General features: G+C 60.3%; 21 protein-coding genes and 7 pseudogenes. 12 read left to right on the forward strand and 16 right to left on the reverse strand.

Translation table 11 applies throughout. The features are described 5' to 3' along the window. The 4 genes and pseudogenes from ACVWYI_RS12735 to ACVWYI_RS12750 form a co-directional block, all read right to left on the reverse strand. The gene (locus ACVWYI_RS12735) at positions 1-309 is read right to left on the reverse strand and encodes a chaperone NapD (RefSeq protein ID WP_456662212.1); all 309 of its coding nucleotides are present in this window, start codon (positions 307-309) and stop codon (positions 1-3) included. A gap of 11 nt (positions 310-320) precedes the next feature. Further along, positions 321-512: a periplasmic nitrate reductase, NapE protein gene (gene napE / locus ACVWYI_RS12740; protein WP_456662213.1), complete on the reverse strand. Its 192-nt coding sequence runs from the start codon at positions 510-512 to the stop codon at positions 321-323. A gap of 463 nt (positions 513-975) precedes the next feature. Continuing rightward, a complete protein-coding gene (locus ACVWYI_RS12745) occupies positions 976-1,338 on the reverse strand; it encodes an SUMF1/EgtB/PvdO family nonheme iron enzyme (RefSeq protein WP_456662214.1) in 363 nt (120 codons plus the stop codon). Positions 1,339-1,378: 40 nt separating this feature from the next. Next, positions 1,379-1,726: pseudogene (locus ACVWYI_RS12750) on the reverse strand (formylglycine-generating enzyme family protein); the annotation flags it as partial. Here ACVWYI_RS12750 and ACVWYI_RS12755 point away from each other — a divergent pair. Beyond that, positions 1,695-1,778: pseudogene (locus tag ACVWYI_RS12755) on the forward strand (hypothetical protein); the annotation flags it as partial. The pseudogenes ACVWYI_RS12750 and ACVWYI_RS12755 sit on opposite strands and share 32 nt — an antisense overlap. A 201-nt stretch (positions 1,779-1,979) precedes the next feature. On the opposite strand, the pseudogene ACVWYI_RS12760 reads toward ACVWYI_RS12755, so the two are convergent. Then, positions 1,980-2,701, reverse strand: a pseudogene (locus ACVWYI_RS12760) (Crp/Fnr family transcriptional regulator). A gap of 184 nt (positions 2,702-2,885) precedes the next feature. Between ACVWYI_RS12760 and ACVWYI_RS12765 the strand changes: the two are divergent. Beyond that, a pseudogene (locus ACVWYI_RS12765) lies at positions 2,886-3,349 on the forward strand (pseudoazurin). Positions 3,350-3,515: 166 nt separating this feature from the next. Here the strand turns inward: ACVWYI_RS12765 and ACVWYI_RS12770 are convergent. The 3 genes and pseudogenes from ACVWYI_RS12770 to ACVWYI_RS12780 all read right to left on the reverse strand — a co-directional run. Next, positions 3,516-3,792: pseudogene (locus ACVWYI_RS12770) on the reverse strand (PilZ domain-containing protein); the annotation flags it as partial. A 514-nt stretch (positions 3,793-4,306) separates the two neighbouring features. Next, a complete protein-coding gene (locus ACVWYI_RS12775; protein WP_456662215.1) occupies positions 4,307-7,333 on the reverse strand; it encodes an ATP-binding protein in 3,027 nt (1,008 codons plus the stop codon). 145 nt (positions 7,334-7,478) lie between these two features. Continuing rightward, positions 7,479-7,646 (reverse strand): annotated as a pseudogene (locus ACVWYI_RS12780) (SAM domain-containing protein); the annotation flags it as partial. A gap of 679 nt (positions 7,647-8,325) precedes the next feature. Here ACVWYI_RS12780 and ACVWYI_RS12785 point away from each other — a divergent pair. Next, positions 8,326-8,670, forward strand: a complete 345-nt coding sequence (locus ACVWYI_RS12785; RefSeq protein ID WP_456662216.1) for a hypothetical protein — start codon at positions 8,326-8,328, stop codon at positions 8,668-8,670. 9 nt (positions 8,671-8,679) lie between these two features. On the opposite strand, the gene ACVWYI_RS12790 is transcribed toward ACVWYI_RS12785, so the two are convergent. Further along, positions 8,680-10,569 carry an MASE1 domain-containing protein gene (locus ACVWYI_RS12790; RefSeq protein ID WP_456662217.1) on the reverse strand — a complete coding sequence of 630 codons (1,890 nt, stop codon included), beginning with the start codon at positions 10,567-10,569 and terminating at the stop codon, positions 8,680-8,682. 474 nt (positions 10,570-11,043) lie between these two features. Between ACVWYI_RS12790 and ACVWYI_RS12795 the strand changes: the two genes are divergently transcribed. The 5 genes from ACVWYI_RS12795 to ACVWYI_RS12815 all read left to right on the forward strand — a co-directional run bounded on the left by ACVWYI_RS12795 (position 11,044) and on the right by ACVWYI_RS12815 (position 15,083). After that, positions 11,044-11,544 (forward strand): helix-turn-helix domain-containing protein, encoded by a 501-nt coding sequence (locus ACVWYI_RS12795; protein WP_456662218.1) that lies wholly within the window; start codon positions 11,044-11,046, stop codon positions 11,542-11,544. A 27-nt stretch (positions 11,545-11,571) separates the two neighbouring features. After that, on the forward strand, positions 11,572-11,784 hold the full coding sequence (locus ACVWYI_RS12800; protein WP_456662219.1) for a hypothetical protein: 213 nt from the start codon (positions 11,572-11,574) through the stop codon (positions 11,782-11,784). Positions 11,785-12,529: 745 nt separating this feature from the next. Beyond that, positions 12,530-13,129: a hypothetical protein gene (locus ACVWYI_RS12805; RefSeq protein ID WP_456662220.1), complete on the forward strand. Its 600-nt coding sequence runs from the start codon at positions 12,530-12,532 to the stop codon at positions 13,127-13,129. Between the two features lie 34 nt (positions 13,130-13,163). Further along, positions 13,164-13,577 (forward strand): nucleoside diphosphate kinase regulator, encoded by a 414-nt coding sequence (gene rnk / locus ACVWYI_RS12810; RefSeq protein WP_456662221.1) that lies wholly within the window; start codon positions 13,164-13,166, stop codon positions 13,575-13,577. A gap of 327 nt (positions 13,578-13,904) precedes the next feature. Then, positions 13,905-15,083, forward strand: a complete 1,179-nt coding sequence (locus tag ACVWYI_RS12815; protein ID WP_456662222.1) for a DUF5996 family protein — start codon at positions 13,905-13,907, stop codon at positions 15,081-15,083. Here the strand turns inward: ACVWYI_RS12815 and ACVWYI_RS12820 are convergent. The 4 genes from ACVWYI_RS12820 to ACVWYI_RS12835 all read right to left on the reverse strand — a co-directional run bounded on the left by ACVWYI_RS12820 (position 15,080) and on the right by ACVWYI_RS12835 (position 16,456). After that, on the reverse strand, positions 15,080-15,409 hold the full coding sequence (locus ACVWYI_RS12820; protein ID WP_456662223.1) for a GcrA family cell cycle regulator: 330 nt from the start codon (positions 15,407-15,409) through the stop codon (positions 15,080-15,082). The genes ACVWYI_RS12815 and ACVWYI_RS12820 overlap by 4 nt on opposite strands. 39 nt (positions 15,410-15,448) lie before the next feature. Continuing rightward, the gene (locus ACVWYI_RS12825) at positions 15,449-15,625 is read right to left on the reverse strand and encodes a hypothetical protein (protein ID WP_456662224.1); all 177 of its coding nucleotides are present in this window, start codon (positions 15,623-15,625) and stop codon (positions 15,449-15,451) included. A gap of 143 nt (positions 15,626-15,768) precedes the next feature. Further along, a complete protein-coding gene (locus ACVWYI_RS12830; RefSeq protein ID WP_456662225.1) occupies positions 15,769-16,080 on the reverse strand; it encodes a hypothetical protein in 312 nt (103 codons plus the stop codon). 160 nt (positions 16,081-16,240) lie between these two features. Further along, positions 16,241-16,456: a dodecin family protein gene (locus ACVWYI_RS12835; protein ID WP_009859447.1), complete on the reverse strand. Its 216-nt coding sequence runs from the start codon at positions 16,454-16,456 to the stop codon at positions 16,241-16,243. Positions 16,457-17,028: 572 nt separating this feature from the next. Here ACVWYI_RS12835 and ACVWYI_RS12840 point away from each other — a divergent pair. The 4 genes from ACVWYI_RS12840 to ACVWYI_RS12855 all read left to right on the forward strand — a co-directional run bounded on the left by ACVWYI_RS12840 (position 17,029) and on the right by ACVWYI_RS12855 (position 20,194). Further along, the gene (locus ACVWYI_RS12840) at positions 17,029-17,172 is read left to right on the forward strand and encodes a hypothetical protein (protein WP_247348745.1); all 144 of its coding nucleotides are present in this window, start codon (positions 17,029-17,031) and stop codon (positions 17,170-17,172) included. 198 nt (positions 17,173-17,370) lie between these two features. Beyond that, complete coding sequence (locus ACVWYI_RS12845) at positions 17,371-19,143, forward strand: adenylate/guanylate cyclase domain-containing protein (protein ID WP_456662226.1); 1,773 nt, start codon at positions 17,371-17,373, stop codon at positions 19,141-19,143. 428 nt (positions 19,144-19,571) lie between these two features. Beyond that, positions 19,572-19,706, forward strand: coding sequence for a hypothetical protein (locus tag ACVWYI_RS12850; protein ID WP_456662227.1), 135 nt, complete (start codon positions 19,572-19,574; stop codon positions 19,704-19,706). Between the two features lie 32 nt (positions 19,707-19,738). Beyond that, entirely contained in the window at positions 19,739-20,194 is a 456-nt protein-coding gene (locus tag ACVWYI_RS12855) for a hypothetical protein (protein WP_456664628.1), read from the forward strand. Positions 20,195-20,216: 22 nt separating this feature from the next. Here ACVWYI_RS12855 and ACVWYI_RS12860 read toward each other — a convergent pair. From ACVWYI_RS12860 to ACVWYI_RS12870, 3 genes and pseudogenes are all read right to left on the reverse strand, one after another. Then, a pseudogene (locus ACVWYI_RS12860) lies at positions 20,217-20,455 on the reverse strand (SOS response-associated peptidase); the annotation flags it as partial. A 403-nt stretch (positions 20,456-20,858) separates the two neighbouring features. Beyond that, positions 20,859-21,209, reverse strand: a complete 351-nt coding sequence (locus tag ACVWYI_RS12865; protein WP_456662228.1) for a hypothetical protein — start codon at positions 21,207-21,209, stop codon at positions 20,859-20,861. Between the two features lie 68 nt (positions 21,210-21,277). After that, positions 21,278-22,468, reverse strand: coding sequence for a hypothetical protein (locus ACVWYI_RS12870; RefSeq protein ID WP_456662229.1), 1,191 nt, complete (start codon positions 22,466-22,468; stop codon positions 21,278-21,280). Positions 22,469-23,205 lie beyond the last annotated feature (737 nt).

Below are 23,205 nucleotides of genomic sequence, written 5' to 3' on the forward strand. Positions count from 1 at the left end.
CTAGTCTCCGATATCCGCTGAATGCTCGACCTGTTCGAACACCATGTTGGCCGACAGCACTCCAGGCCACGTTGCGATTTCGGCCAGGCGACTGCCGAGGACGCCGCTGTCGGCAGCCTCCATGACGACGACGATCTTGGACGGACTGCGGTGATGGACTTCCACCTCTGGAAGATCCGCGAGCTTGCGCACAATCTCGTCCTGGCGATGCGGAAGCGTCGAGACGACGGCGCTGGAGATGTGGACGACCGGTTCGGCAAGTCGGCCGAGAATGAGAGAGCGTCGGGACGGGCGGTTAGCTTCTTCCATCGGCGGATCCCTCAGTGATGCGGCGGGCCCGGCGGGCCCAAAATCAGTTGCGTCATCCATACCAGGAAGCCGTAGCCTCCGACCACGCCGACCGCCATGATCGGCCAGATGACGGCGGCAATGATTGCGAAGACGAGGAGCTCCGAGCGTCTGCCGCCGGAGCTTCGCGAATGCGGATCATCGTGTTTCGATACGTCGGCCATCGAATGTCCTTCGGCGCGGGGTCACAATCTAGCCGCCACTTCGATGATGGCAACTGCTTTCGCGCGCGTGCGACTTATCGTCTGCATGCAAAACGTTCATCGCTCGAATTGCTTAACTGCAGCTCCGCTGAACGCTTCAGCGTGCTTGGAGTGATAATTATGAGTTTTATGTCATGTTACGTTGCATTGCGGCATGCTTTCGACGCGCAGCAGCTGAACCGATCTTGCGGACAAGCTCGGCTAGTCTGTGGTGAGAGTTCGCGACGCGGCTAGTACCGGAAGCCCGGCGACAACACCTGAACTGCGCTCTCTAACGAGTCGCCATAGGAATCGTCGCCGATGAGTGTGCATCACTTCGTTCAGGACGTACGCGCGCGCCAGACTGCGCCGCAGACTCGAGCAACCGGTTCTCCGTTGAAACTTCGACAGAGCGCCTCGGAATGCGCCGAGAGAGGGGCCCGATCTACGTGCGTGTCAGAATTCTCGACACATTCCTGGCGAAGTTTGCCACGACTGACTTCGAAGACTCGACGACGAGCCTGAAGCCGAGATTGTTGGGCGGCACCCCGGCGGCGCATCCGCCCGTCCGCGGGTCGCGAATGAAATCGGTCATGTAGGTGCGGTGGGCGCGCTCGACGACGCGAACTCCGCAGTTGGTGTTCGTGACGTGTTCAGTCCCGCGGTCGAGCGAGGCCCGCACGAAGCACGTCTGCGTCCACTCCCAGACGTTTCCGCCGACATCGACAAGACCCTTGCTGTTGGCGTCGAAGGCGCCGACCGGCTGGGGCCCGACGGCCGCGGGGGCGTGCGCGCGCGGCTTCGGCATCGTAGCGCGCGATCCAGGCCTGCGCCGGGTCGGCGGGATCCACAAGCGCCTGGCCTTCGTCGCGAACCTTCTCCGCGGCGGCGAACGACCATTCCTCGTCGGTCGGCAGACGGTGCGTCACGCCGGTCTTCCGGGAGATCCACGCGGCGTAGGCCGCCGCGTCGTTCCAATTGACGCCGACGACAGGCACGTCGCGGGATCCTTCGGGCAGCGGCACGCGCGGGCAGGCGGCCTCCGCCACGCAGCGCATGTATTCCGCGGCCGTCACCTGGTTTTTCATGATCGCGAGGCCCCGCGGCAGCCGCAGTTCGCGCAGCGGGCTCATCCGCGCCGGCGCCTCCAGCCCCGTATCCGGGATGTCGCATGCGCTCTTCGTGCTGGTTTTCATGATGGTCGCGTCGCCCCTGGCAGCCTTCATTCCGCTGCCGGCTCTCGCGGGTCTGCTCGTCGTGGTGTGCTGGAATATGGCCGAGAAGGAAGAATTCGTCCGGCTGCTGCACGAATGGCGCGGCGCCAGCGTGCTGATCGCCGCCTTCGGCCTCACCCTGATCGAAGATCTCACGACCGGCATCATCGCCCGATGCGTGCTGGTAGCGGGTCTCGCCGTTTTCGATCGCGCGAGGGCGCGCTCCACCCAGCCGTCAGGATCCGGGCGCGCGGGGCCGGTCGCCTTCGTCACCATCGGCAAGCTTGAGGAGCCGCTGCGAATCGCGCAGGACGATCCGCTGCCGGCCTCCTTCGACCAGCCCTTGGCTCTCCCATGCGCTCAGGATCCGGCTGACTGTGTGCAGCGTGGTCCCCGTCATCTCGGCCACGTCCTGCCGGCTGATAGGGAAGTCGATCTCGATGCCGGCCTCGACCTTGCGGCCGGCCTGTTTCGCGAGCCGCAGCAAGGCGTGCGCGACCCGCTGTTCGACCTGTTCGTTCGATATCTCGATCACGCGGGCCTGGGTATCTTGCAGGCGGCTGCCGACGGTCTGCAGCGCGCTGCTCGCGAGGCTCGGATATTTGACGATCAGGCGTGCCAGGATGAGGAGGGCCAGGCGAGCGCGATGCTGTCGACCGCCGCCACCGCCGTCGCCGGGTAATGCGACAGGTTCATAGCCTGCGCGACGCCGAACAACTCGCCCGCCGACACGTAGCGGACGACGGTCTGCTGACGTTGCGGCGTGGTCTTCTCGACGCGGAGATGGCCGTGGAGCAGCACGAAGAAGCGGTCGGCTTCGACTTCCTGCTCGAACACGGCGGTCCCCTTCGGGTAGCGGACCGAACGGGCCTCGCGCAGCAGATCATCCTGCTCGGCCGGGTTTAGGCCGGCGAACATCGGTAGATTGGCGACCAGGGAGCGGTCGACGGAGGCCATGGAACCCTTTCTTGCAGTGCGCCGGACCCTAACCGGCGCCACGGCATGCCACAACACCGGTCTGGACCTTGGAGGCAGGGAACCTGCCGAATGCTTGGGCTGGCGCAAAGTCCGGCACCACCGGTCCGTATACCGAATATGGGCAAGAGGCCGGCGGTCGCCGGCGCGCAAACGCGAGGATGAGATGACTGGAAAATTGATGATCTCTGCATTGGTTGCCGCGGTGGTGGCGCTGGCGGGGACCGCGCATGCCGCGGAAATCGAGGTGAAGATGCTCAACAAGGGATCGGACGGCGTGCCGATGGTGTTCGGACCGTCGTTCGTGAAGGTCGCGCCGGGCGACACCGTGAAGTTCGTGCCCACCGACAAGGGCACAACGCCGAAACCATCAAGGGCATGCTGCCCGAAGGCGCGGCGAGCTTCGCCGGGAAAAATGGCGGGGTCGTCGCCGTGACCTTCGACGAGGAAGGCGTCTACGGCGTGAAGTGCCTGCCGCATTACGGGATGGGCATGGTCATCATGATTGTGGTGGGTAATCCGGTGAACGCGGACCAGGCCGAGGCAGTGCCGCAAGTGGGCAAGGCGAAGCAGGTCTTCGCCACGCTGTTCAGCAAACTCGAAGCCAGCAAGACAGCGGAAATCAAGTAGTTGGAGGAGGGGGCGGCGCTCCGCAGTCGCCGGCATTCGGTGAATCCCAAGCCGGACGAAAGCGGGGCGCACGTCGCTTGATCTTCAGGGGCGCTACGGCTCGCGGAACAGCAATCGACGGGGCGTTGCGGCGGCCCGGCAGGCACTGGCGCCCGGGCTCTCCTCCTTTTGGGTTTGTCTCGATGAACGTGACTCCCAACTGCTCGCCATTCACCCAAGCAAAAGCTCGCAGCGAGATAGGCCAACCCTAGTGAGGAGAGCACCAGGAAGAATTCCTTGAGGGGAAGTCCTTGGACTGAACCCTCGACCAGCAGCTTCGCTCCGGAGTCCGAGACGTCCTTGAGCGTACAGGCACGTCGCCACGTCCCATCTATCGCCATCATGTCGGCAGTAATGGGCCTCTCGAATGACACTCGGTGCGTTGCTCTCTTGTCGGGGATCATTGGGCCCGCGCTCCATGTCTGAGAGCGAAGGCACGAGAGATGTCACTGCCTGTCCATCCGCAATCTTTCGCATCTACTTCAGATTGAACTCATGACGATCTGATTTTCAGTCTAGATCCCCATGAGCGTCAAAGCCATGATGGCGACGATCCTCCAGAGCCAACTGACGTTACACGGCGTGCATTCACTGAAGCCATCCGACTGGAGCGGCTGATGGAGCAAGCTCAGAGAGCTGGAGCTTAGTTTGGCTGCGCGAGAACTCGCGCAGAAGCAGGAGCCGTAGCGCCCCGCAAATCGTAACCGCCAGCAAAATTCTGCAGGCGGATGCGCGGCGCGTGAGCCCTCCGGCAAATATCTGCTGCGGGTCATTCGCGTCGATTTTGCCCGCGTCTTCTCGATGTCCGCTCTCGCCCCGACTGCCGACGTGCCGGACACGATGGCAATCTTCGCCTTCGGGCCAGTTCCGGCCCCCGATGACAGACCCGCACCGGGGCGCCCAACCAGCTACTGTGCTTTAAGTCAGTTCATCGAGAATTGCCTTGCCCTCAATGAAATCTCGCGTGTCCAAGCCTTCGGCGAAGCTGCCGAGCACCGGCGCCAGCAGGGTACGGGCCTCGTTAACCCTGCCTGCCTCGCGCCATAGCCGGGCGAGCCCCGTCGCCGCGCGTAGCTCCCACATGCGCGCCGACTGCGCGGTCGCAAGCGCGAGCGCTCGCTCGAATTTCAGTTCAGCGCTGACCTTATCCCCCTTCGCGAGCGCGAGCTCAGCGGCAAGCCGATGCAACTCCGCCTCATACCAGCGCTCGTCCGTGGCCCGCACTAGGCGTAGGGCCTCGTCGAGTTGTTCCTCCGCCTCCGGCCACCGACCCGCCCGCAGACAGGTTTCGGCCAGGATCGCTCTCTTGTAAGGATGCTCGACCTTCTGCTCCGTTGCGGCGAGCTTTGCCAGCGCATCACGCATCAAGTCGATGCCGTCTCCCGGCGCGCCACGACTGGCCCGTGTCCAGCCTTCGAAAAGACGGGCGACCGCGTGGAACACGACGATCCCTCTCTTCGCTGCAAGGTCGACCAGCGTAGCAATATTCGCCTCCACCGCCGCCCAATCCCCGCACATGTGATGCAGATAGCAACCGTTGCTAAGTACCATCGCGTAGTAGAACTCTGAGCCGCCTCTAGAGGCGGCAACGGCTTCTCCCGCTAAGGCATGCCCCTGGTTCGGAAATCCTAGCGCGAACATGGTCCATGCCAGATATGTCAGCGGGAAGGTGGGATACTGGCCGTGCGAGTAACGATTGACGCGCCCGCGGTCTACGCCATCGACGCGCAGCGAATCTTCCAGGTGCTGGCGAGCGCGAACAAGATCACCCAACAAGAATGCTGTGCTACCAATCAGGTACTCTGCCACCTTCAGCGCTGAATGATTATGGTCATGCTGCGCAATGTCCATGAACTCGCTCGCATAGCGTTCAGCATCGTGCAGCTTCGGCCGGTTGAAGGCACCGACAAACTGTCCATATATGACTTCCAGCAGCCGATCGGCGTCGCCAACCTCTTCGCATAGTGCGCGAGCCCGCTTATAGGTGAGCTCAGTCTGCAGTGAGCCCGAGCCACGGATGGCCCGGTACACCGCGCCGAGCGCCATCTGCAGATCAAGCTCAGTACGCTTCCTCGCCTCGTCGGGCAGTTGCGGCAAAAGTGCGACCGCCGCGGTCAAGACGTGCTCAGCCTCGACGTAGTTGGAGCGTTCGCGCGCACGCGTGGCGGACCGCTGCCAATAGGCGATCGCGCGATCATAGATGCCGGCGGCCGCGTAGTGGTGTGCCAGCAGTTCGGGCTGCGCTTCTGCAATCTCTGGGAATTGCTGCTCAAGTACGTCGGCGGTCTGCGCATGCAGTTGCTTTCTGGAGGTCAAGAGTAGGGTTCCGTAGGTGGCGTCCTGCACCAGCGCGTGCTTGAAGACGTAGCTGGTTTGAGGGCGCGAGCCACGGCGGAACAGCAGTCCCGCCTGAACCAACGCATCCAAGGCCCCGGTCAGTGCGTCCAGGTTCGGTGGCAAGACAGCTGTCAAGAGGGCCTCGCTGAATTCGCGGCCCAACACCGCCGCCACTTGCGCGACTTCCTTCGTTCCGGCCGTCCGGTCCAGCCGCGCAACCAGCGCGTCCTGCAGCGTCATCGGAACCGATAGCTGTAATCGCCCGTAACGCCCGCAAACAGTTTCGTCGTTGGCCAAGCCTGCTTCGAGTACCGCCTTGGTCAGCTCCTCGATGAAAAGCGGCACGCCGTCCGCTTTTGCAACAATCTGCTGAATTATTTCCGCCGGCAGCGCTTCGGTGGCAGCCAGTGCACCAACCATGTCAGCTGCCTGCGCTCGGCTGAGCCGATTGAGCATAAGCATGGTTAGATGGGTGCAGCCGCTCCATGGCGGTATGTAGTCGGGTCGGTAAGTAATCACGATCAGTACGCGAGAATCCTGCACCCGATCGATCGCGGCCGCGATCAGCTCTGCGCTCGAAGGGTCTATCCAATGCGCGTCTTCCACCACGATCAGCACCGGCTTCCGGGTCGCCAACCCAAGCACTCGATCGACCAATGCTGCCACGGTTCTCTGTTTAAGGATCTCTGCCGTCAGCTCCAGCCTGGGATAGTGCGGAGCCATCGGGATCGATAGCAGGCCTGCAAACAGCGAAGCGATCTCGGGCACTGCCTGTCCGGACTCGGCCAACATCTGCTCGAGTTTGTTCAATTTTATCGCGGGCGGATCGGTTGGCAGAAACCCGGCCGCCTGCATCAACTGGCGCGCGAAGGGATATAGGGCGCTGGTCGCGAAATATGCCGAGCATTGGCACCGCACCCGTACATGCGGAAGGTCCGCTATTCGCTCGATTAGCGCCTCGGCAATCCGCGACTTGCCGATGCCAGGCTCCCCACAGAGCAATACGACCTGGCCGTCGCCCTGCTTCGCCTGCTCCCAGCGGCGCAGCAAAAAATCGACCTCCTCCTCGCGACCGATCAGCGGAAATGGCCCGCCAAGATGCAGCGCCTCGAAGCGACTCTCGGTCAGACGCTCGCCGGTCACTCGCCACGCCTGCATAGGACGGGCGACGCCCTTCAGCTGGTGGACACCAATGTCTTCGTAGGTGAAAAGGCCACCGACGAGCCGCTGTGTGCTGGCGCTGATCACCAAGGCATTGGAGGCGGCCAGCGACTGCAGCCGCGCAGCAACATTCGGTGTTTCACCGACGATCGCCATTTCCTCGCGTGCCCCGACCGCACCCATCTCTCCGACCACCACGAGCCCGGTGTGCACACCAAGGCGGACACCGAGCTTGATACCGATCTTCCTTGACAAATCTCGATTTAGCAGCGCGACCGCCTCAACAATATCGAGCCCGGCACTCACCGCACGTTGGGCGTCATCCTCGTGCGCGCGCGGAAGGCCGAAATAGACGAGGAGACCATCTCCAAGGTATTTCGCGAGATGACCGTCGTAGCGGTCGATAACGACGGCGCATGCCGCCTGATAGAGCGAGCAGTAGATCACGCAGCTGTTCAGGGTCCAGGGTACTAGAGAGAGCGGTGGAATCGACGAGGTCGCAGAACATTACCGTCAATTGACGACGTTCCCCCTCGGGGGTCATCGAGGCCGGTATCTTCGTCAAGTGCGTTGTTTGCACGAGACCGGCGATTGCTTTGAGCAAACGCTTGCGGTCTGCAAGACGTGTAAACCCGAGATCTTTCAGATCCTCGTTACTGAGCTCGGACAGCAGATCAAGGTCGACGCCGTTCTCGGCGAATGTTTCAGCAAATCGTCCGAGCCCGAGATCCTCGAGCCAAGCCCTGACATCGTGGCTCATTGCCGTGTCCTCGGACCCAAGAATATCGCTTGAGTTCGCCAGCTCTCACTGAGGTGGAGCGAACTGACGTTATGTTTGGTCGATGAGCAACCCTATCTCATACTATGTCGCCTGTGGGGCAAGGGCCAATTTTAGCTCGAATGCTGTTCACTTCGTGGGATCGATCGTTGCGCGGTGCGGGACGACGCGGCCGGAGTCGGTCGTGTTCTCGCGGGTGAGAGTTTCGCGAACAATAAGCGCACCACGAGAGACGCCCCTGTAAGTAGCTTCTTCGCATGACCGCTTTGGGTCAACAGGCGCCGTCCTGACCGCCGCCGGTCACGGCCGGTCCACCACGACAACCTGACGATGTCAGAGCCGGTCTGGGCTTCGCGTTCGGGCCAAGAACAGACGTCGCGCGTCCGATTGGTGCCAGAAGGCCACCGACCGGCTTCGAGGTCCGAATCTGCATAGGCAGCCGCCCAAGCCCCGGCTAATGTCTCGGCCTGAAATCGGACGTCACCCAGGAGCAAGTGGAGTAATCGCGGTGCAATAAGGGCCTAACTGATTGGACGCTGCAGGGGCACCAATGAATTCACCTTCGCAACCGAATGCTAAACCGCCACCATCCCTGACGGGATCAAGCGCTCACGAGCCAAATCCATCCGAATCGTCGGATCTGAAAGGCGCGCGTATCCTCTTGGTCGAGGATTCCTGGCACGTCGGCAGCGCCATCAAGCGTCTACTTCGCGCATTGGGAGCTGATGTGGCCGGCCCGGCTGCCACCATTCCGGATGGCGATCGCTTGGTTGCCGAGCGCACTCCCGACGTGGCCATCGTCGACATCAATCTGCGAGGCGGCGAGCGGGCCAACGAGCTGATTGATCGGCTGCACAAACTGCGCATTCCGGTCGTCGTCATCACGGGTTACTCGGCCGTTTCTCTACCTTCCGGACAAGCCGAGGTCATTCTGCAGAAACCCGTCAGCGTTGAAACGTTTCTGGGAGTCTTGCGCCCGATCATTGCCCGGCAAAGGGATCGATAGGGAACCATCTCACGCCACGTCGGCTGTATCCGTCTTGAGGGGAATCTCGATTGTGCAAGACACGCCATCCGATGAAAACGCGAGGTCGACCGTACCACCGAGCTCGTGAGGGATGAGATCGCAAATAAGGCTGGTTCCGTAGCCGTATTGAGACGGAGCCGATGTTGGCGGACCACCCGCCTCGCGCCAAATGATTATCAGCACTGCCGCCGCTTCGCCGCTATTCCGGCATTCCCAGCTAACGGACACCCGGCCCTCCGGGACCGACAGTGCGCCGTATTTGGAGGCGTTCGTTACAAGCTCGTGCAGCACCATCGCCAGGGCTTCGCTTGCCGCGGCGGTGAGCGCGACTTCGGGCCCCCAGGCTGTCGTATTCGCCTTCGTCGAATAGGGAGCCAATTGATGGCGCACAATATCTGCGACGCATACGCCCTGCCAATTGACCTGGCTCAATAACGCGTGCGCAACTGCCATGCTTTGGATACGCTGATCGAGGGCTTGGACAAACTCGTCCATCGTGCTGCTGCCCTGTCGCGTATACATGGCAACCACGGCAACGCGGGCAAGCACGTTCTTGACGCGGTGGTCAAGCTCGGCGACCAGCAGGCGCTGGTGCTCATCAGCTCGCTTGCGTTCCGTAATGTCAAGGGTCAGGCCCTTGATGCGTATGCACTTCCCGGCTGGGTCGAACTCGGCCGTTGCTGTTTCCTCGAGCCACATTTCCTGGCCGTCCGGCCGCATCACGCGAAAATCGACCGCATACGAAGGCTTGTCGGGCCGGACGCTTTTCACCTGCGCTTTGAAGCTTGCGCGGTCATCCGGATGGATCAGCTCAAGAAAGCGAGCTGTCGTTACGGGTTCTTGCGGGTCGTACCCAAGAAGCTTCGCGGCGTTCTCGCTGTGATGCGATAAATCCGTGCAGGCATCCCATTCGAAGGCCATCACTGCTCCCGCCGCCAAGGCGTCTTCCAGCCGGGCCGCCACCTCACTGAGCGCCGCCTCTTGCTGACGCCGCTCTGCGAACAGCGCGGAAAGAACCAGGGTGCAGAGCGAGGTCGTCAGGATACCAGCTTGAGCACCCAGGATGCGGTCGTCGATCGGGAGATCGGGGTCACCGAAATATCCAATGCCAAAGATTGTTGTCCACACGATCGTCAGCGCAATGATGAATGCGGCTGCGGCGGCGAACGCCGGCTGGCAGCGGGCCGCCAGCCAGAGCAGCAGTGGAAACAACAGGGCGATGGGGACCACAGTCACAAGGGACACGCGCGGTAGAAAGATAGCAATGGTGCTCGTCATCGTGATCGCAGCGAGCGCTACGGCGCCTTCGACGGCCTCCTTCGGCGGCGGCGGACGGCCGCTTGCGGCCGCAGCTCCGATCAGCAGCGGCGCGACCGTCACAATGCCGAGCGCGTCGGATGCGAACCAGTGCTGCCAGATCGTCAGACTCGGTGCAGCGGAGAAGTGGAACAACTTGAACCCCAGAGTCCCACCTATCCCGGAGATAGCACTGGAAAACGCCGCAGCTGCGAGCAATCCCAGGACCCGGCGCAGCCGGTCGAGGGCGAACCTCGAGCCAAATTGACGCTCGATAAAGCCAGCCGCAAGCAACGCTTCACCAGCATTGCACAAGGCGAATGCTGCGGCGCCCGCGAAAGTCCTGTCGCCCAATAAGTTGGCCACAATCGTTGCCGCGGCCGCTCCGATTGCCACCGGCCATTTATAACGAGGACCAAGGGCTATCAGGGCGCCGGCGGCAACGCCGGAGGCCGGCCAGAACACGGCTACGCCGTCGGGCTTTGTCAGCAGATAAAGACTAAGTCGCGCCCCCAGGAAATATGCGATCCCTACCGCCAGAGCGACGCCGATCGCCGTCAGCTCCACGCGCTTGCCGGTCAAGACAGCCTCCCTCAGGATCCCAGTCTTGCCCATCAAAGCACGGGGGACAATCGTCAGCTAGAGCGCGGGACGCAATACAAGCAATGTCCGCCTTGGGTCAAAGTGCGAAGAACTCAACCTGAGCAGATCTGGTCCGCGTGCGTCGGTGAGCGGACCTCTTGGAACGCCGCCGCGACGTGCCGAGTCGGCCGGCATCAGTGGATCGCGGCATACAAATTCATTCCCGGCTACATGACGTCTCCCTGCAGGCGCGCGCCGCCCGTGGGGTGGGCATTTCTGTCTTGAGCCGCTGTGACGCCGCGGCCTTGCCGGCCGGGGAGAACACTAAGAGCCGGAGGCCGCGGAGTCTATTGCTTGCAGATATGTAGTTCTATTTCCATACGGCGCTAGATTGTCTCGATTACGGGCGCCATGTTTCTGGTCCATCAAGATACCTGTCGTCGGCTAATCGGAATTATTTCCACATATGTGCAGATGACAAATTCCAGCATCAAGTCGGCCAAGCGGATCTTCGAAGTCCTCGAGTACTTCGAGGATGTGAAACGCCCGATCTCGCTGAAGGAAGTCGCGAAGAAGTGCGACTATCCCACGTCCAGCGCTGCGGCGTTGCTGAAGAGCATGGCGATGCTGGGATACCTGTTCTACGACAGCTACAATCGCACCTACATGCCGACGATGCGCATCGCCCAGATGGGCAGATGGCTGGACACCGGGCTATTCGGCGACAGCGCCATCCTTGCGCTGGTCGATTTCGTCCATGAGAATCTCGACGAGCTCGTCAGCATCAGCACCCAATCCGATCTACATGCTCAATACATTCACGCTCTGCAAACCAGCAAGCGCTTGCGCTTCGAAGTCAAGCCCGGCGATGTCCGGCCGCTTGCCATCAGCGGAATCGGGCGAACGCTGCTCAGCGGTCATACCGACGTCGAGATTGAACGGCTCTTGCGCCGCATCAATGCCGCTTGCCCGTAGGAAGAGCACTTCGAACTGAATGCGCTGATGAAGATCGTCAACGGCATCCGGCGCGACGGCTACATGTTCTCCAAGCACATCGTCGTCCAGGACGCTGGCGTCATTGCCGTCCTGCTGCCAAAGCGCGATTTCGGACGCGACCTGGTTCTTGGCGTCGGCGGCCCTGTATCCCGTCTCGAGGAGCGACAGGACGAAATTTTGGCCTGTATTCGCGAAGGCATCGCGCGGTTACTGACGTGACGTCAGGCGTTTGGCAGAACAAAGCTCGCCCCAAAACCGCAGATGAAACTTTGCCGACCTTCATGGCCCGGCGCTCAGGGGCACCAACGGAGCAGTCGCTTTCGTCGCCACCTGCACCTCGCACCCAGTCAGGCAAGGCATATTGAGCCGATTGAGGCCCGCGAGCACGGCGATCCACGAGACGCCTGCGATAAGACTTGCCGACAAGAACAGGATCGGCTCCCACGCGAGCCCGAAAAGCACCAGACTCACAGCCGTGCCGATCTCCCAGACACGAGCGTGTCGGCTCCGATTTTTGCTTTCAGCCATGGCAGTACAAAAGCACCGCCCACCGCACCGACGCCGATTGCACCCAGCAAGGCATGATCAGGATTTCGTGCAGCACGGGCCTGCTCTGAAGTAGCGAAAAAGAAACGATTGAAGCAGCTGCAATGAACACAGTGCTGAGCGTTGTCCCGAGCTTCGGCGCGCTGTACTACGGCTCACATTCACGTCAAACAGCTGCCGGACTTACGGGTCGAAGCGAAGAGACCGATCGCCTGCGGCAATGCCAGACTGGCCATCCTGCTCGATGTAACATGCCGCGCATGCTCTTGCTCAGTTTGTAGCCGCGTGGCGGTCGACTCTTTCGCTCGAACGACCCTCCTTTCTTCCCGTTTGAACATTTCGTGTTGCACAGGTGCTGTGCGGTTTCGTCGCAATGTTTCCGGCGAGATGAACTCCTATAGTCATAGTGGCATGGCATATGTCGTTGACATTGATACGCGCACCGCGCGTTTTGGACTTCACGCCGGCCGCCTCCAAACGGGCGGTTAGCCGGACGGTGTTCGCGCCGTCCAGGCTCTTTTCCAGTTTCGTGACCTCCACCCAAGAGGTCGTCTTGAAGCAGAAGGAGTGCGCCGTGCTGCCTCTTCCAAAAATTGCACTAACCTCATCAGACTATCCGCGGCTCGAACAACTCGCCCGTCTTGCCATCCAAACCGGAGACCCGGACGGGATCTTTCTCATGGGTGAGATTAACCGAGCCGACATCGTGCCGGACGAGTGTGGGAACGTCCGTTCGCTCGTGACCATCGGATCATGGGTCACCCATTGCACGAATTGGGGCGTTCCGCGTCGCACCGCAATTGGTCTGGCCCGAGGAGTGCTGGTCGGATCCCGCCTGCATTTCGGTGTTAACACCGCTGGGTGCGGCTTTGATCGGACTGCAGGTCGGCGATCAAATGCCGTATTTCGTCGCCGGATGCCCGAATGTTGTCAGGGTCCAAAACGTAGCCCAGTCGGATTCGAATGTAGTCCGACTCTTCCGGGGAGGGGCGAGGCGGTCGGGCAAGCCGTTCGATGACGACCCCGGACCAACCGCAGCATAGGAGCGATCAATGCGCAATTTCGAAGCTGAAAGCCGGCGAGAACAGCCGGCGTTGCCGCCGATCAAGATCACTGAGGACGAATCACGGCGTCTCAGTTCCTTGGCCAACTCGAGCATGGATCTGTTTCCGCGAGCCGCCCATTTTCTGGCTCGAGAAATGGAACGTGCCACGGTGACGGACGAGAACAACTTGCGAGGCGTGATCAGGATGGGGTCGAAAGTGACCTATCGCGATGACGAGACAGGTGCGAGCCGGGAGATCGTGCTGGTCTATCCGCATGAGGCAAACATCGAGCTCAATCGGATCTCGGTCCTGACGCCTGTTGGAGCGGCCTTGATCGGCCTATCGCCGGGGCAGCGGATTGACTTCGAGACACCCCACAAGCGTACCAGGGGCCTGACCGTTCTCGCTGTTTCCCAATAGGGCGCATAACGCCAGGTGCGCCTTGCGTATACAGTGAGCAAGATTTGCCCGCCAAAGATCGCCGTGTCTTGATTTAGTGACAAACCGGAATAGGCTCGCGAGCCAACGCTTAGTTCCAAGCCTGACCGAAGCCGACAATGGGACTTTGGCGAATGATCGCTTGGCGCCACAAGCGTCTTCGGTGCGACGTGGCGCTATATGGCGTCACAATGGGAGACCGGCCCTATTCGCCTTTCTTCGTCTGGCCTTGAGCAGCGAAGAGACCTCGCCTCATATCATTTCGGTGCTGTGTGACTGACCGGATGAAGCTTAGTTGGAGGAAGCACTGTGAACGCAAACTGGCCAGACATCCCGTTCGAGCAGTGGCGCGAGACATGTTCCGCGCTCCATATCTATTCGCAGATCGTGGGTAAGTACCGACTTGCACGAACGCCTTGGCTCAACCATTCCTGGCATGCGACCCTATACGTCAATACACGCGGCTTGACGACTTCGCTGGTACCGGACGGGGCCGGCACTGAGATCACCCTTGATCTCCGGAAACATGTCGTCATCGGAGAAGCAGCAGACGGGCGGAGGGCTGAGCTTCCGTTAGGACCAATGTCCGTGGCTGACTTCTATGTACATTTCCTCGAACTCGTTCGGGGAATTGGGGGCACGCCGGAGCTTCACGACCGACCCAGCGAGGTGTCAGCGCCCATCCCCTTTTGCGATGATCGGCAAACCAGGCCCTACGATGCTGCAGCCGTGACAAGGTTCTTCGAGGCGCTGGTGCTCGCCAACAATGTGTTCACCCGATTTCGAACCGGCTTCATCGGCAAGGCTAGTCCGGTTCATCTCTTTTGGGGCAGCTTTGATCTAGCGGTCACGCGCTTCTCCGGACGCCGCGCGCCCCTACATCCGGGTGGCATTCCGGCTTTGCCGGACGAGGTGACCCGAGAGGCATACAGTCATGAAGTCTCGTCGGCGGGTTTTTGGCCCGGCGGCGGCAGCACGGATTTTGCGGCCTTTTATTCCTATGCCTATCCCGCTCCTGCAGATTTTGCGGAGGCTAAGGTGATGCCCGATGGGGCGTACTTCGACCCGAAGCTCGGGGAATTTCTTCTGCCTTACGATGTCGTCAGACAATCGGCTGACCCAGAAGTAGCGCTGACGGCCTTCCTGGAGAGCACCTATCGCGCTGCAGCCGACCTCGGTCATTGGGATCGTATGGCCCTCGATTGTCTCACCGGCTTACCCCCGCCGACCGCGACCATTAAGCTAAGCGGCCCGACGGGCGCCGACGAGGTGCTTGAACAGCTTGGTCGCCATGTCGGCTTTCCGCCCCCAGCGGCAAGTGTCCGCAAGGCTCCTAAGGTCTGTTTAAGGGGATATAGCGGACTAGATTTGCTCGCGTTGAGTTCTTCGCATTTTGACCCGAAGCAGGCGAACTTGGGAAGGTGCACGATCCCCCGAACCGAGCCGAATACTGAGCACAGCGCAACGGCGTTCGCGGTGACCTCTTAGCCGGTATTTTTGACCGCCTCAGCCAGTATCTCGTAAAGCTGCCGCTTGCTGAATCGGTTGGGCTGCTGCCTCTCCGCTGCGTTCCGCGACACCTTCTTTGCGACTGGACGGACGCAAGCTGCCGACGACGTCGCCCTCAGCTTCGGGGTCGGCCTTATCTTGGGCCTTGCCGTGGGCGGCTTGTGACCGCGCTTCAGGCCCTGACGGGTCAGCATGCCGCAGACCGCGTTACGACTGCACCCGAGCCGCCGCGCTATCTGCGCCGCGCTATGTCCTGCGGACCAGAGCCTGGTGAGGAGCCCTATGTCTTTCGCATCCCAGCCCATGGGGGATATTATAGCACCGACGGCCGATCACGCGTCAATCTAGTCTTCGTCCGGCTCGCGCACGACCGCCGGTTCATCAGCGCCGTCTTCGTCATCTTCATCCTCCTCATCCTCTTCATTTTCATCAGGATCTCTTGGCGGCGTCGCGCTGCCCATAAGCACGAGCGGTGTCCAGCAGATCGCTGTGTTGGAAGCTTCGAAGGTGTGTTGCTTCATGTCGTTGCTGCTCCTCGAAAAGCATCCTCGGTGAATTCCTGACCGGCGGCACGCGCAAATCCAGGACGCGACTGTCGCCAACGCGAGGGTGACATCAGGTCGATGACATGAGCAAGGGCAGCACCGCGACGCAACTGGCGACTCTACTTGACGCCCGAAAACCCATTAGACTCTATGTCAACCAAAAGCTCGCCGCTGGTGATTTCGGGAACCCCAAGATCGAGGTCATGCAGACTTGCCTGAACAAACGCCAGTATCTTGGCGTTTGCTACGTTGGCGCTTTCGCGGTCATCGAATATCATCACGGCGACGCCGACACCGTCGCCCGCATCCAGCACATGGTAAGATCTAAATCCCTGCGATTGCCTCAGGATCTCACCGACGCCGCTCTTGGCGCGACGAGCGGCGTCCGCTACCGAACGAACATTCGTGTATTTGCGAATGACCATGTACATGGGTCCACCACGCGCCATACGCTCCCCTGCATCAGAGCATATCGGACCCAGTCGGAGCAGTGCAACTTCCGGGATAGGCCACAGCGCCCGGTTGGGCGGACCGCGCAACGCGTGTTTTCCAATGAGCCATCCTCGCCCGCAAGGGCGAGGTGCTTGAGGCTCAGGTGCCTTCGAACTTGAACGAGACGTTGAGCTTGGTGCGATAGGCCTCGACTTTTCCCTTGTCGTCCAGTTGCATATCGAGCTTGACCACCTCTGCAATGCGAAGGTCCCGGAGGGATTTAGCAGCTTGCTCGACCGCATTGGCAGCCGCCTTCTCCCACGAGTCGGTGCTGGTGCCGACCAGCTCAATGACCTTGTAGACGCTATCGGGCATGTCGTCCTCCTATTCGGGGTAGGGGTCGGAAATCTAGCATCTGGATCGCGACGCTGAAAAGTGTCGGCGATGTCGCGGAAAAGGTCCGATTGGCTGTCGCTTTTCCTGAACACACGGGCGGCCCCGTCGGGAGATGCGGTCGCATTTTCAACCCGAACGGACGCGCACATGGAATCTCCTTCCTGCCAGTAGGCTTCTGAATATAATTTTGCCGGCCGATGTCCTCATTGCGGCCAAAGGTTTTGACCCATGAAGCGATGGCACCGCGTCAGCATCAGCAGCATGGTTCTCGCCGTGGTCTGGTGTGCGCCGGGGCCCTGGTGGTCAGCCGATCGCACGTTCGATCAGAAGTCATAGCTGATTCATCGGCAACACGTACGCCTGAGCCCATAGAGCGTGCGTGGCACCTGCCCGTGGCAGCCACATTCCAAAGACACGTTGATTGGCAATCAAATGGCTCTCGCTACGGACCTGCCGCTGTTGCGAATACGTACCTGTCTCTTGGCGAGGCGGCGAGGACGGAGGGCAAGGTGCTGGCCGGCACGTGGAGCTGCTGGACAGGCGTATGCATCATGGGTCTCACGCTCGACGAGCTGGCCAAAGTCGCCCAGTCCCACACCAGCCGGAAGGTTACGGGCGTCGAGCGGAAGCGGCTGTTCGATGCTGTAAATACCTTCGACGGCGATAAGAAGCAGGGGCTGCTGTTGATAGAGTAATATCCCGCATGTCGCCTTTTGGCCCATCGCGTCGGTTGGCGCAGTGCATCAGCAGATCTGGGGTCGGGGGTAGAGCAGAAGTTTGCGCCTCCGGTGCAGACCGCCGCCTTTGACCCAAATCGAAAGTCGGCTCTAGTCCAGCAGCAGCCTGATGTGCTTTGATAGGCGGGGTGGGCCTACCAGCTTTAGAGGTATTGTTTGACCGAAGAGCGGGTGGAACGGCGACTGGCAGCGGTGCTGGCGGCTGATGTCGCCGGGTACAGCCGTCTCATGGGCGAGGACGAGGAAGGAACCTTGACCCGGCTCAAGGCGGTCAGGAAAAACCTCGTTGATCCGACCATCGCTGCGCATCGCGGGCGCATCGTCAAAACAACCAGCGACGGAATGCTAGTCGAATTCGCCAGCGCGGTAGATGCGGTGCGGTGTGCGCTTGAGGTCCAAGACAGTATGGTCGGGCAAAGTGCTGACGGACTACCCGCGACCCGGATTGAATTCCGCATCGGCATCCATGTCGGCGACATCATTTTTGACGATACTGATATATTTGGCGATGGCGTCAACATCGCAGCTCGCCTTGAGGGCATAGCCGAACCGGGCGGCGTCTGTATTTCTGACGACGCTTATCGTCAGGTTCGCGACCGTGTTAATACTGCATTCGATGACAAGGGGGAGATTGCGCTCAAGAACATCGCACGTCCGGTGCGGGTCTTTGCGCTGACCCGTGCAAAACCACACGCAACCAAAGTTATCGAACAGGCGCCTCAACTAACCTTGCCCGACAAGCCGTCAATCGCGGTACTGCCGTTCCAGAACATGAGCGGCGATCCCGAGCAGGATTTTTTTGCGGACGGGATGGTCGAGGACATCATAACGGCGTTGTCGAAGTCCAAGGTTCTTTTTGTGATCGCGCGCAATTCGAGTTTTACCTACAAGGGTAAGGCTGTCGATATTAAGAAAGTCGGACACGAGCTGGGCGTGCGGTATGTGCTAGAAGGCAGCGTTCGCAAGGCAGGTTCTCGCGTGCGGGTGACCGGGCAGCTTGTTGACGCCACGACAGGCGCTCATTTGTGGGCCGATCGATTTGAAGGTGCGCTGGACGACATTTTCGATTTGCAGGACACCCTTACGCGACATGTGGTGGGAGCTATTGAACCCGAGCTCGAGCGTGCCGAGATTGAGCGAACCAGACGAAAGCCAATTGGCAACATCGACGCGGTTACCGAGCTCTATCGTGGACTTCCTCACATTAATTGGCCCACGACCCCGGAGAATAATGACGCCGCTCTCCAACATTTCCGAAATGCAATGGCGCTTGACCCGGCTTTTCCGCAGCCGTATGGCGCTGCCGCGGCGTGTCTTATGTGGCGACGAGCCAATTACTGGCCTGCCGACTTTGCAAGCGACGATGCGGAGTTGTTGCGTCTTTTTGACCGCATGAAAGAATTAAGCACTGATGATGCAGTTACGCTTGTCGGCATTGGGTTTGCTCTTTGTCATAATAGGGTTGACTTTGATGCCGGTCTGGAAATGATCGAGCGGGCCATCCGCGCAAATCCCAATTTTGCGCAGGCTTATAATGCGAGAGGCTGGGTGCGTGCTTGGGACGGCGGTTCGGATGCAGCGATTGCTGACTTCGAACAAAGCATGCGCTTTAGTCCGCGCGATCCATTTAGCTTCGCTTTGATGATCGGTATTGCTTGTGGTCACTTCAATGCCGGGAGGTATGAGGAAGCGGCAAGCTGGGCAGACAGATCAATCCGGTTATTTCCTTATTTCCTCGGGGGGCTTACGACAGCGATTGCGTGTTACGTAGAAGCAGGAAGGCTAGAGGATGCTCAAACAGTGAAGGCGCAGGTTCTCCAGCTTGCGCCTTACTGGCGCCTTCGGCGGTACGGGACCGGTCCGATAAAATCCATCGAAGTTGCCAACAAAATGCGTGAGGCTGCTCGAAAGGTAGGCATGCCTGAATGAAGAGTGTCTGCCGAATCGGCTCAAGTATGCCAGAGTGAATCTCTGGAGTTTGGTCCATTCCGACACGCCGGTCCGACCTGACCACGTCCGCTTATCCGGGTAGACCGGAAGTCATCGCCTCCGATGCGAACCGTCGCCTTCTGGCGCTTAGCAGAACGGCGCACAAGCCGCTGCTATGTCTGTTCTCCGGCCGACATCGGACGTGACCGCGCCGCATCCGGTTCATGCATGGCGATGCGCAGCGCGTAATCTGGCAACCGTTGCAACGCCCAGGGCGCGTGCATCCAGACATCGCGCTCGTTAAGGAAACGGTTACTGGTCACTGTCACCATTTACATATAGGTCGTCGCCATAAGCGGCAGCGCATTCTGAGAACGGTTTAATACTTCGACACGCCCGGTTGGCGGTCTCTTGCAGGAGACGCCCCAATGTTTAAGGGCTTCACGGTCTTCGCTGTTGCGCTGATCAGTACGGCGCAGGTGGATCAATATCTAACTCACGGTCGGTACACCGACGCGGCCATGGCTATGCTGCGGCAAATCGGGCAGGCGTTCGGGTTTTGAGATGTCCCTCGGGGATAACTTTGAGGCGCGTGATGGAAGGCATCGCATGGGCCGATCTCGACGCGGATGAGCAACGCGCCCTTGCGATATTGGGAGCGGGACTTTCTATCGAGCTGTGTGAGCCACTTGCTCTCCTGACGTTAAGGCGCCGAGGGCTGATCGTAGGCTCGCATCTGACGGCTGCTGCGCACAAATTGCGGAGGGGCGTTGTTTTAGGCGAACTCAGGAGGCGTGATTGCAGCTTGAAGGTATCAATGAGGCTCGGGGTACGGAAGATGTCAGGAGCGATTGGGCTGATCGTGGAGGGATATCTTTCGCTCAAGGATCAGAAGTCTCTCGATGAGCTTCGAATACAGCGCCGGAAATTTATCGCAGACCTCAACGCGTGCACCGGGATCAACTGCACGACTACTATCCAGCAGATCGAGGAAGACATCGTAGTGATCGAGGCTGGATTAGCGCGGTTGGACGACGCAACGACAAGATAACCGACCAATGCTGTCGCGTTAGAGCTGCCGCTCTATCCTCTTTGTCCGCCCCACGCATCACGATCCTGAGAGCGCATCATCCGGCAACGACCGTTGCAGCGCCTTAGCCTCAATCCATGGCGCTCGCATCCAGACATCGCGCCCCATATCCGTCGTGAGGATCACCGGCATCGGCTTCGGATGGATCGGTTCAACCATGGCGTTCGGCGTAGTCGTCAGGAAACTATAGACAAGGTGCGGGCCTGAGACCGGCTTGAACTTGTGCCGTGGTCCGTCCGGTGCCGACAGGCTGTGCGATGTGTGTCTGTGTCCTAATTCCCACAGTTGTGTAAATAAGCGCCGAACTTTGACCCCCATCGGCTTCCATCATTGACCCCACGAGTGATGAATAATCCGGTGATGGTTCAAAGGATTTGTCAGTGTTGGCCGGGGCGCATTGTCTCATCAAGAATGTTACTGGACAACTTCTCGCCGATGACTGCAGCGGCGCCACCAAATTGCTTCGGTGGCCTCTATGGCGGGAAAGATCAGCATGGGCGCGCGGCGCGAGGTGTTGTCGGCGGTATGCTAGTCGAGTTCGCCAGTGCCGTCGATGCGGTTGCCGAGCACGGGATCAACATCGTCGACTGCACCGAGGAAAAATCTACACGCCATGGTGACCTGCTCAAGCAGGAGTACTGTTCATGTTCGACGAGGAGGGTGCCGAGGTGATCGACTTTGAATTCGGCTTTCGCTGTCGCCAGCTTCGCCTTGCGATCGCGCATTGCCATGATTTCATCCGCGGTGGGGTCTGGACGCTTGACGGCCAGCCACCACGGCGTCGAGCCGTATAGACGGACGCGGTACGTTTGCTCGCCCACGTCATCGCGCTCTTGAAGTACGTCAACGCTTTGCAGCACTGGCGGTGGCCGTGCACTTCGTGGATTTTCTCGATCGCCTTGACGGCTTCGAGCGGCGCCAATTCTGTGACGAGTTTCGCGAGCAGCGGTTGCATCGGAGCCTTGCCGAGCGCCAACCTGACGTCGTCCTGGCTGCCCCACGACGGAGGCTTCTCCTTGCCCTATGCACCGCCGGCCCAGCGCGTCACCTCCATGCTCGCTTGATATGCGGCGTCTGTCTGCCCCAGGTCCATGCAGCAGGCGGCTTCACCTCAACCGGTTGCTCATTGCCAACGGGCGTCAACGTGATTTCACCCTCTGCGAGCGTCTCGTCCGCGCGGTGCTGGTTTATCTTAACTCCCAATGGACGTTCGACCGCCGCGGTCGCGTCGATCATGTCGAGTTTGTTGGTCTTTGCGCTGACAGCGACAGTCGGACGAATCAGCGTCGTATTGTTACGCAACGAGATCAAGCCCGTCAGATCGGGGTCTGGCCGGGCGCAGGCAAACTTGGCCGTCCAGCCATGGCGGCCGCCGGCATAGTGATTGCGGGCTGTCTTGGTCGAGATATGTCCAGCTAGTGCCGCGATCTCCGCGGCGCCGAAACCGGCCCGTTTCCAGTTTGCCATGGCTACGTGCCGTGTGGTGTACAACGACCACCTACGGATGCTCAACCGCGCACAAACCCTCGCCAGCCGCTCACCAAGCCGTCCGAGGAGCCGCCTCCAGTTCTCTTCCAGTTTATCGAAGAGGCGGCGCAGCCCGACGATCAGCTGCTCTACCAAGTGCTCGATCCCTTCCGGAACGTTGTCGAGCAGAATAGTGCGGGTCTTGCCGGCCGAGCGCCCGTTGGTCGATTTCGCATTGGCTACAACCATTTTGTTGCCAAGGATCGTCGTGTTTAGCCATTCGCAAGGACGGAGTCCGAGGTAAGGGCCGAGGGCGACCATCAGGGACAGAACGGTATCCGTATCGTCGAGCCCGCCGGCGAGCCTCCAGCGGTTATTGAAGTCAGCGCAAATCTGGAGATATTCGGCTTTGGTCGGGGCCTTGAGTTTCGCTCTGGATGAGCGCTTCGCGCAAGGGCCGCGGCGATCTTTCAGTAGAGCGGTCAGGTCGGCGAGGCCGGATACGGCGCGATCACGCTCCAGTTCCCCTACATGAAGCTTGTGTCCAATGACTGCACGGAGCTGCTGCTTGTACGGCCGCGTGGTGGCCGGCCGGAGCACCAGCTTGGGATCGGAAAACAAAGCCTTGAGGGCATCGATAATGTCGCCTGGCCCGGCCAGTTTCTTCTGCGCACGAGCCAGCAGCAACCACCCGCCCTTCAAGTAGGAGCGACGCGTGCCGTTGGTATGGCTCGGCTTGATATTGCTTCCGAGGGGGCGTTTGGGCATCGCTTATGCTACCGCTTGCGTTAGTCCATGCCCTGTTCCTCTATACCCGTGGTCGGCAAGCCGGAAATTTGTCTGACGCCGCGGTCGAACGGTGTGGTCAGTCGACCGGTCCGGCGATCCGAAAAGCCATTCGCAGACATACTTCGTTGCTGAGGTCTGTCTTTCGGCGGTGCGATTGACGTCGAATGTGCAGGGTCCACTCGATCTCAATGCCGCCAGACTACCGCCCTTAACCGTTACCACCCGCATCGGCATGGGGATCGGTAACCGTCATGAAGGCCGAAGTTCGCTGCGCCCCAGAGGCTACGCGCCCTTGGGCGCCCCCGTTGCCGCCGAAGTGGAGGCCGTTGCTGCGAGAGCAGCCTGAGCCGAAACGATCGCTGCCAGGATTGAGTGCGCTCGGGGCGGTGCTGCCGGAGGAGGCCATCGCGCGCTTCGTGACCGCGCCTTGGTCTGACGCGAGGCCACAGTTGTCAGCTTCGTTGGGGTGATGGCTTTAAGGTCACATTGGTGGGCTCGTTTTGCGCTTCTTGATGGTGCGGCACCCAAATGCTACACACCCTCTGTGTCGCTCGGATTTTCCCGAGATTTTTCAGGTAGGTAGCTGTAGCGGTCGCAGGGCCGAAATCTGGGTGGGGACCCTCCCGCCCCAGCCAGATCCAACATGCTGATTTTGTTAGAGGAATGGCCTTGCTGAAGGAGGATTTTCCGGCGCATTTGGAAATTCTGTGCTGGTT

Source organism: Bradyrhizobium sp. LB13.1 (assembly GCF_054056815.1).